Origin of the sequence: Zarconia navalis LEGE 11467, from assembly GCF_015207075.1 — a bacterium.
In the GTDB taxonomy this organism is placed as follows: domain Bacteria; phylum Cyanobacteriota; class Cyanobacteriia; order Cyanobacteriales; family Geitlerinemataceae; genus Zarconia; species Zarconia navalis.
This window is the reverse complement of record NZ_JADEXN010000169.1, coordinates 1-9,326: the sequence shown is the minus strand read 5'-3', so window position 1 is coordinate 9,326 and position 9,326 is coordinate 1. Positions and strand designations below refer to the sequence as shown.

Annotated in this window: 4 protein-coding genes and 1 pseudogene; 2 read left to right on the top strand and 3 right to left on the bottom strand. The window is 52.5% G+C overall.

Annotated features, from left to right (window positions below; translation table 11 throughout):
* Window positions 1-2,808, top strand: a 2,808-nt coding sequence (locus IQ235_RS10765) for a WD40 domain-containing protein (protein WP_264321469.1), incomplete at its 5' end; no start/stop codon positions are given.
* Window positions 2,809-2,943: 135 nt separating this feature from the next.
* On the opposite strand, the gene IQ235_RS10760 is transcribed toward IQ235_RS10765, so the two are convergent.
* A complete protein-coding gene (locus tag IQ235_RS10760) occupies window positions 2,944-3,081 on the bottom strand; it encodes a hypothetical protein (protein ID WP_264321468.1) in 138 nt (45 codons plus the stop codon).
* Window positions 3,082-3,361: 280 nt separating this feature from the next.
* On the opposite strand from IQ235_RS10760, the gene secA reads away from it, so the two are divergent.
* A complete protein-coding gene (gene secA, locus IQ235_RS10755; RefSeq protein ID WP_264321467.1) occupies window positions 3,362-6,184 on the top strand; it encodes a preprotein translocase subunit SecA in 2,823 nt (940 codons plus the stop codon).
* A gap of 65 nt (window positions 6,185-6,249) precedes the next feature.
* Here secA and amt read toward each other — a convergent pair whose 3' ends face one another.
* Together amt and IQ235_RS10745 are read right to left on the bottom strand one after the other, a co-directional pair.
* Window positions 6,250-8,814: an ammonium transporter gene (amt, locus tag IQ235_RS10750; RefSeq protein WP_264321466.1), complete on the bottom strand. Its 2,565-nt coding sequence runs from the start codon at window positions 8,812-8,814 to the stop codon at window positions 6,250-6,252.
* A gap of 344 nt (window positions 8,815-9,158) precedes the next feature.
* Window positions 9,159-9,326: pseudogene (locus IQ235_RS10745) on the bottom strand (photosystem II q(b) protein); the annotation flags it as partial.

Here is a 9,326-nt window from a genome sequence, read left to right as displayed (position 1 = left end):
GACTACGGCCATTTATTTCGGCGAATTGGCGGTTCGTTCCATCAAAGCAGCCTGCTATTAACCAGTCGAGAAAAGCCCCAGGAAGTGGCAATTTCCGAAGGAGAAAGTTTGCCGGTACGCAGTTTGCAACTCACCGGTTTGCAGTCGGCGGCGTTAAAAATTTTGCAGGATAAAGGAGTCACGGGAACCCCCGATCGACTTATAGAATTGGTGGATCTATACGGGGGCAGTCCTTTAGCCTTAAAAATTATTGCCACCTCGATCGTTCAACTTTTTTCTGGCAGCGTTTCCGATTTTCTAGCCCAGGGTACGACGATTTTCAACGGTATTGGGAAACTGCTAGAAACCCAAATCGATCGCCTTTCGGAATTCGATCGCACGATTGTTTTTTGGCTGGCGATCGAACGCGAACCGATAACGATCGCCCAATTACGAGAAGATATCCTTCCGGAACCTTCCCTGTCTCGATTGCTCGAAAGTTTGGAAAACCTGAAACATCGATCGCTTGTCGAAACTGTTGACGGGGGATTTACCCTGCAAAACGTGGTGATGGAATACATTCTCGATCGCCTTGTAGAAGAAGCGATCGCTGAAATTCATACCCATCAATTTGACGTTTTAGATCGATACACCTTCATCAAAGCCACCGCCAAAGATTACATTCGCGAAACCCAAACCCGGTTAATTCTAAAGCCGATCGCCGATCGATTTTCTAGCGACTTCGAGCCAATTCGAGCGAGTCTCGCCGCCCTGAAAACCACATCACCTCGCGGGAATTCCTACGCCGCCGCCAACCTTTTAGATCTACTCCTCTACTTCAATAAAATCCTCGATCGAGTGGATTTTTCTGGCTTAACCATCCGCCAAGCCTACCTCCAAGGCATGACTCTACACGAGGTCAATTTCCAGGGTTCCCACTTCCAAGATTGCATCTTTTCCAACTTTCTCAGCAGTGTCTTTACCGTCGCCTTCAGCCCCGACGGCACCCGACTCGCCACCGGAGAAGCGCGGGGGGAAGTGCGGGTTTGGGATGTCGTCACGGGCAAACCCTTACTGGTGTTACCCGGACACACCGCCTGGGTGCGATCGGTCGCCTTCAGCCCCGATGGTTCGATCCTCGCCAGCAGCAGCGAAGATCGAACCATCCGTTTTTGGGAAATCCCCAGCGGTCATTGTGTCAACGTGTTGCGCGGACACGACGATCGGGTACGCGCCATTTCCTGGAGTCCCGATGGCAAAACTCTTGCCAGTAGCAGTTACGATCGCACCATTCGCCTGTGGGATACCCAAACCGGAGAGTGCCGCGAGAAACTAACGGGACATCGCCATCGCATCTACACCGTTGCTTTCAGCCCCGATGGTGCAACCCTCGCCAGCGGCAGTCGCGATCGCGCTATTAAATTATGGAATGTGGCAACGGGTCTGTGTTCGGCCACCTTAGAAAGCCATCTCGGGGGGGTGAGTTCCGTAGCATTTAGCCCCGACGGTACGTTACTCGCCAGCGGCAGCCGGGACAAAACCCTGAAACTGTGGAACCTCGAAACGGGGGAAATGCTGCGTACTCTCACCGGACACAGCAACGGTGTCGCCCTGATTCGCTTTCATCCCAACGGGCAACTCCTCGCCAGCGGCGGTATCGACAATACCACTCGCCTCTGGAATCCCCAGACGGGAGAATGCCGACAACTCCTATGCGGACATCAGGCATGGGTGCATTCCCTCGACTTTAGCCCCCAAGGTGACATTCTCGCCAGCGGCAGCGTCGATGGGGCGGTGAAGCTGTGGAATATCGAAACGGGGGAATGTCTGACCACTTGGCAAGGGTACGATAGCAGCATTAAATGCGTCGCCTTCAGCCCCGACGGAAACCTCATTGCCAGCGGTAGCGACGATAAAATCGTCCGGGTTTGGGACACAGCTACGGGGGAATGCTTGCACGCTTGGCCCGACCATATCGGGGTGATATTATCGGTGGCGTTCAGTCGAGACGGTCGCTTTCTCGCCAGTGCCAGTAGTAGTATCGATCGCACCATTAAAATTTGGGACGTGCGGGAAGGTCGCTGCTGGCAAACCCTCACCGGACATCGTGGGGCCGTTTGGCGAGTGGCATTTAGTCCCGACGGCACGCGACTGGCCAGTTGCAGCAGCGATCGCACCATTAAAATCTGGAGTGTATTCGGGTCGACTCCCCCCAAAACCCTCACCGGACATTCCGAAGGTCTCAACTCCGTCACATTTAGCCCCGATGGGACGCGCCTTGTCAGTGGCAGCGACGATCGCACCATCCGTCTGTGGGATACTCAAACCGGGGAAGTCGCGAATATTTTGACCGGACATGGGGATTTTGTCCGTACTGTCATCTTTAGCGGCGACGGTACGCAACTCATCAGCGGCAGCGACGATCGCACCATCCGCCTGTGGGATACCCAAACTGGGGAATGTTTGCAGGTGTTGTCGGAGTTGGGCAGCGGCATTCATCAGGTGACCCTCAGTCCCGACGGCAGCATCCTCGCCAGTACCAATGCCGATCGCACCGTCCAACTCTGGAATTGGCCTGCAAGCACTCCCCTAAGACCCCTTACCGGACACACCCACATCGTTTGGTGGAGTGCGTTTCGTCCCGATGGAAGGGCGATCGTGACGGGATCGGAGGATGAAACAATGAAAGTCTGGGACGTAGAAACGGGGAAATGTCTGCGAACGATCGAACTCCCCGGCCCCTACGAAGGCTCAAATTTGACCGATGCCACCGGACTCACCGAACCCCAAAAATCGGCATTGCAAGCCTTGGGGGCTGTTGTTCGGTAACTAGCGTTCAGCCATCAGCATTCAGCATTCATTTTGGATTTTGGATGGGTTCGATGGCGATCGCGAACAAAATGATTTTGTATTTTGTATTGATGCGCCAACAGCTCGATGACAAGTAGCGAAAAAAATGAAACATCACGGTAGATTTATCGCTTTGAGTGGGTCGATCGATACCACGCCGAAATCGGTTTGTGACAGGCGCGATCGCATCAGTGTAATCCAATCCCCCAGGCTCAGCACCTCCACTCCAGCTCGATGGTGGATTTCAGACATTTGGGTTTTGTTGCAGCCATCACGATCGTAGCTGTCGCCAAGGCGGTTAGGACACGTGAGAAATCAAGCTCGAGTTAGCATTTTCTTCTCTCCCCCAGCCTCCCCTGCTTCCCCTACTCAATTCGGGGTATCCCTACATCCCCCGATCGCCCCATTCTCAAAGGCAGTGGTAAGATGTAATGAAAATATAAAGTTAGCCAGATAGCATCGAAAGACACAGACTTTCACTATCTGATGCAAAAACAATTTACCTTAGTCCGGCCTACACCTTTCCCCCACCATGCTGAAAAATCTGTTCGGCGATCCCAATACGCGCAAGCTGAAAAAATACCAACCCCTCGTCGTCGATGTCAATCTGCTCGAAGAAGACATTCACCCCCTCACCGACGACCAACTGAAGGGGAAGACCGCCGAATTCAGACAGAAGCTCGCCAAAGCAACCTCTGACGAGGAAACCAACGACATCCTCGCCGACATTCTCCCAGAAGCCTTTGCCGTCGTCCGAGAAGCCTCCCGGCGGGTGCTGGGAATGCGTCACTTCGACGTGCAAGTTTTGGGGGGGACGATCTTACACGAAGGACAAATTGCCGAGATGAAAACCGGGGAAGGAAAAACCCTGGTTTCGACCTTGCCGGCATACCTGAACGGATTGACGGGGAAAGGGGTTCATATCGTCACCGTCAACGATTACCTCGCTCGTCGGGACGCGGAATGGATGGGACAAGTGCATCGATTCTTGGGATTGTCCGTGGGTCTGATCCAACAGGGTATGAGTCCCGAAGAGCGCCGCAGTAACTACAATTGCGACATCACCTACTGTACCAACTCCGAACTGGGATTCGACTACCTGCGGGATAATATGGCCACGTCCATGGCCGATGTGGTGCAGCGCCCCTTCAACTATTGCATTATTGACGAAGTCGATTCGGTTCTGGTGGATGAAGCCCGCACGCCGTTGATTATTTCCGGTCAGGTGGAACGCCCCAGCGAGAAATACATTCGCGCGGCCGGGGTCGCCCAGATGTTGGAACCGGGAACCGAGGAAGAACCGAAAGATTACGAAGTAGACGAAAAGGCACGCAACGTGCTGTTGACGGACGAGGGCTTCGCAAGATCGGAAGAGTTGCTCGGAGTTAGCGACCTTTACGATCCTAACGACCCCTGGGCGCACTATATTTTTAACGCCATTAAAGCTAAACAGCTCTTTATTAAAAACGTTAACTACATCGTCCGCAACGACGAGGTGACGATCGTGGATGAGTTTACCGGGCGGGTAATGCCAGGTCGTCGCTGGAGTGATGGTTTGCACCAGGCGATCGAAGCCAAAGAAGGGGTGGAAACCCAACCGGAAACCCAAACCCTGGCCACGATTACCTATCAGAACTTTTTTCTGCTGTACCCGAAACTGGCGGGAATGACGGGAACGGCAAAAACCGAAGAGGCGGAATTCGAGAAAATCTACAACCTCGAAGTCACCATTGTTCCCACCAACCGTCCTCCGAAACGGCAAGACCTTTCGGATGTGGTGTACAAAAAAGAAGAGTGGAAGTGGAAAGCTGTCGCCCAGGAATGCGCCGAGATGCACGATACCGGACGGCCGGTCTTGGTGGGAACCACCAGCGTGGAAAAATCGGAAGTCCTGTCTCGCCTCCTCAGCGAACTCGAAGTGCCCCACAACCTCCTCAACGCCAAGCCGGAGAACGTGGAACGGGAATCGGAAATCGTCGCCCAAGCCGGTCGCCGGGGAACCGTGACCATTGCCACGAACATGGCCGGTCGGGGAACGGATATCATCCTCGGTGGAAATGCCGAATTTATGGCGCGTTTGAAGGTGCGGGAATACCTGATGCCCCGAATCGTCAAGCCCGAGGATGAAGGGGAGTTCGGCTCGAGTGTGGCGGGGATGAAAAAGCGATCGAAAGCGCAAGGTTTCGATGCAGTGAAAAAGCCCAAGACTTGGAAGGTCTCGCCGCAGATTTTCCCGACGACGCTTTCCCCGGAAACCGAAGCCCAACTCAAGGAAGCCGTGGAATTTGCCGTGAGTGAGTACGGCGAACGCAACCTACCGGAGTTGGAGGCAGAGGATAAGCTGGCGGTGGCTTCGGAAAAAGCCCCCACTGAAGATCCGGTGATTCAGAAAATCAGAGATGTGTACAACGCCATTCGCCAAGAATACGAAGCCTTGACCGATCGCGAACACGATGAAACGATCGAACTCGGCGGCTTGCACGTCATCGGCACCGAACGCCACGAATCGCGCCGGGTGGACAACCAATTGCGCGGTCGGGCCGGACGGCAAGGGGACCCCGGTTCGACTCGCTTCTTCCTGAGTTTGCAAGATAACCTATTGCGGATTTTCGGCGGCGATCGGGTATCGGGATTGATGGATGCCTTCCGCGTAGAAGAAGATATGCCCATCGAATCGGGAATGCTTACCCGTTCCCTGGAAGGGGCGCAGAAAAAGGTGGAAACCTACTACTACGACATCCGCAAGCAGGTGTTCGAGTACGACGAGGTGATGAACAACCAGCGGCGCGCCATCTATGCCGAACGCCGTCGGGTTCTCGAAGGACAAGACCTCAAGGAACAGGTAATCGTTTATGCAGAGAAGACGATGGACGACATCGTGGATGCCTATATCAATCCCGAGTTGCCCTCCGAAGAGTGGAACCTGGATAAACTCGTGAGTAAGGTCAAAGAGTTCGTTTACTTACTTGCGGATCTCGAACCGAGCCAAATTGAAGATTTATCGGTGGATGAAATTAAGACCTTCCTCCACGAACAAGCGCGGATCGCCTACGATATCAAAGAAAATCAGGTCGATCGTCTCCAACCGGGTTTGATGCGCCAAGCGGAACGCTTCTTTATCTTGCAGCAAATTGATACCCTGTGGCGAGAACACTTGCAGCAAATGGACGCGCTGCGGGAGTCGGTGGGATTGCGCGGTTACGGCCAGAAAGACCCCTTAATCGAATACAAGAGCGAAGGGTACGAACTGTTTTTGGATATGATGACCGATATTCGCCGGAACGTGGTGTACTCGATGTTCCAGTTCCAGCCGCAAGCGCAACCCAAAGCTCAAGCTCAATCGGAGATGGTTTAGAATCGACCGCTCGGGGAATTCGACCGAAGTCAAGGAATTATCTGACATCAAAAAGTGCGATCGCTCTAATATTGGTGAATGGGAATTTCGATCGTAAAAGTCGTTGCTTCGCCCGGTACGGACTCGCATTGTAGTTTGCCTCTGTGGCGATCGACAATAATTTGATAGCTAATCGATAAACCCAATCCCGTCCCCTTACCAATGGGTTTCGTGGTGAAGAAGGGATCGAATAGCTTGGTACGAACCTTCTCGGGAATTCCCGACCCGTTGTCGGCGATGGCAATTTGCACCCAGTTTTTATTCGTCACTTCGGTGCGAATCCAAATTTTGGGTTCGAGATCGTTCCTTTTCCCCGTTGTTTCTTCTAAAGCATCGATCGCATTGGCGAGCAGATTCATAAACACCTGATTGAGAGGTCCGGGGTAGCAATCGACTCGGGGTAGGGAACCGTATTCTCGCACGATCTCGATTTGGGAACGATGGGGTGTAGCTTTGAGGCGATGGCGTAATAGTGTCAGGGTACTGTCGAGACTTTCGTGAAGATCGATATCCTTCACTTGGGCTTCATCTAAGCGGGAAAAAGTGCGCAGAGACCGAACGATTTCGCAAATGCGATCGGTCCCCACCTTCATCGATTGGAGTAATTGGTCTAAATCTTGTCTCAAAAAATCAATATCGATCTCGTCTCGTTCTGCTGCAATTTTGTCCGTCGGATCGGGATATTCTTGTTGGTAGACTTGCAGCAATCTCAATAAATCGTTGGTATACTCGCTCGCGTAGGTTAGGTTGCCATGAATGAAACTAACTGGATTATTGATTTCGTGGGCAATTCCGGCGACCATTTGCCCCAAACTCGACATTTTTTCTGTCTGTATTAGCTGGAGTTGGGCTTGTTGCAGTTCCTGCAATGCTTGCTGCAATTCCTGATTTTTGGCTGCCAACGCCAGTGCTGATTTCTGCCGTGCGGTTTCGGCGTGCTTGTGCTGGCTGATATCCTCAAAGGTTCCGGTATAAAACGATTTTCGAGCGACATGCACTTCCACAATCGTTGCTTTGAGGTAAAACTTAGAGCCATCCCCTCGCAATCCGATGAATTCTCGACATCTTTCCCCCAGCCATCGATCGAGATCGATCGCCCCCACTTCCCCGTCTTCTTGCAAAAGCTGGTACATGAATTTGCCCGCTAATGCTTCTTGGGAATAGCCGAACATTTCTTCGGCACTGGGGTTGAGGGTGAGAATTTCTAAATTCGGTTTGGCAAACGTAATCATGCCGTTGATGGCGGTATTGACAATCGCGCCGGTGCGCGTCACCGCGTCTTCTAAGGCTTCGATGGCTTGGTTGTAGCGATCGGCAATCACCCCGACTTGAGTAAAGGGTTCAACCGGCACTCGCAAGCTCAAATCTTGGGTTTTGCGTTGCGTTTCCATTGCCGCCAACAAATCGTAGAGATCGGTTCTCGCGCCGTGTTCGGAAATATTTAAGCCGATCCGTTCCTGCTGGGGAGAAACGCGCAAGGGGAAAAAATGAGCGACCGTCCGCAGAACCAAGTACGTTATCCCAAAAGCCCAGACAAACCCCACTGCAATCCCGAGCAACTGCACCCCAAGTTGAGCGTAACGACTCAATTCGGTACTCGGCAACGGCGATCGTCCGAACAAGGCAACGGCTAAGGTTCCCCAGATACCCGCACCGCCATGAACTGCGATCGCCCCGACTGCATCGTCGATTTGCCAGCGTTCGAGCCAATAGGAGACCAGCACCATCACCGCACCGCCCCCCACACCGACCATCGCCGAAATCGGAGTACTCACCACATCGCAGCAGGCAGTAATCGCCACTAACCCAGCCAAAGAACCATTGATGAGGAGTTCGACTTCCAAAATTCGGTGCTGTAACCAACCAATTGCTCCGGCGATCGTCATTCCCGTTGCCCCGGCGAGAATCGTATGCACCAGAATTGCCGGAACGCGATCGTCGAAGGTCAGAGTGCTGCCGCCGTTGAAGCCTAGCCACCCCATCCACAACAACAGGGTTCCCAACACCGAAAGCTGGATGTTCGAGCCGTGAATCCTGCGCGAGCCGGAAGGGGAAAAACGACCCGTCCGAGGGCCGATAACAAGCAGAACTGCCAGAGCAATCCACGCTCCAATACCGTGAACGACGGTAGACCCAGCAAAATCAACAAACCCCAGTTTACTCAGCCAGCCCAACGATGTATTGACATCGTTCCCATTCCAAACCCAATGACCGAAAACAGGGTAAATCAGACCCGACGTTAAAATAACCACGATCGCGTAGGCTTCAAATTTCATCCGCTCGGCAACCGCTCCCGAGACGATCGTGGTTGCAGTCGAGCAAAACATGGCTTGAAATAAAAAGAAAGCAGTTGGCGCTGGAGCCTCAAAGTTAAGAGAAAAGCCCGTCGTGCCGAGCCATCCTGCCCGAGAAGCCCCAAACATGAAGGCATACCCGAACAACCAAAAGCAAATGACTGAGATACCAAAGTCGGCTAAGTTTTTGATGGCGACGTTGATGCTATTTTTGGAGCGCGTCAAGCCGGATTCGAGACACATAAATCCGGGCTGCATCAGGAAAACCAAAGCCGAACAGACTAATATCCAAATCATGAGTTGTCGAAATTTTGAAATACGAAGGAGAAGTCTTTGAGTCGATTAGACATTAGGCACGAAAAACATTTGTCGATCTTAAAAAGAAGATCCAATATCGTGGAAACTTAGTTTTTTGAAATTCAAACCCCGTTCTTCTTTGAAAAGCCACTAGATTATCGCGCTATCTTAATCCTGCTTCTTCCTTCTATTGCAACCATAACCGATCGTCCCGCCTCGCTCTTAAAAAACATCGAAAAACGTCAAAAAAATCGCCCCAATAAAAAGCGCCCTCCCCGTTTCGGAGAGGGCGCTTTTTAAGCTTTAGACCTGAGTATCAGAGTCCAACTTAGAGATATTCTAAATTAGCCGTTGATAGCAGGAGCAGTCAAAGCCACGGGGGCGGACTCGCCAGCAGCCAAGTCTAAGGGGAAGTTGTGAGCGTTGCGCTCGTGCATGACTTCCATTCCCAAGTTGGCGCGGTTGATGATGTCAGACCAGGTGTTGATCACGCGACCTTGGCTATCGAGAAC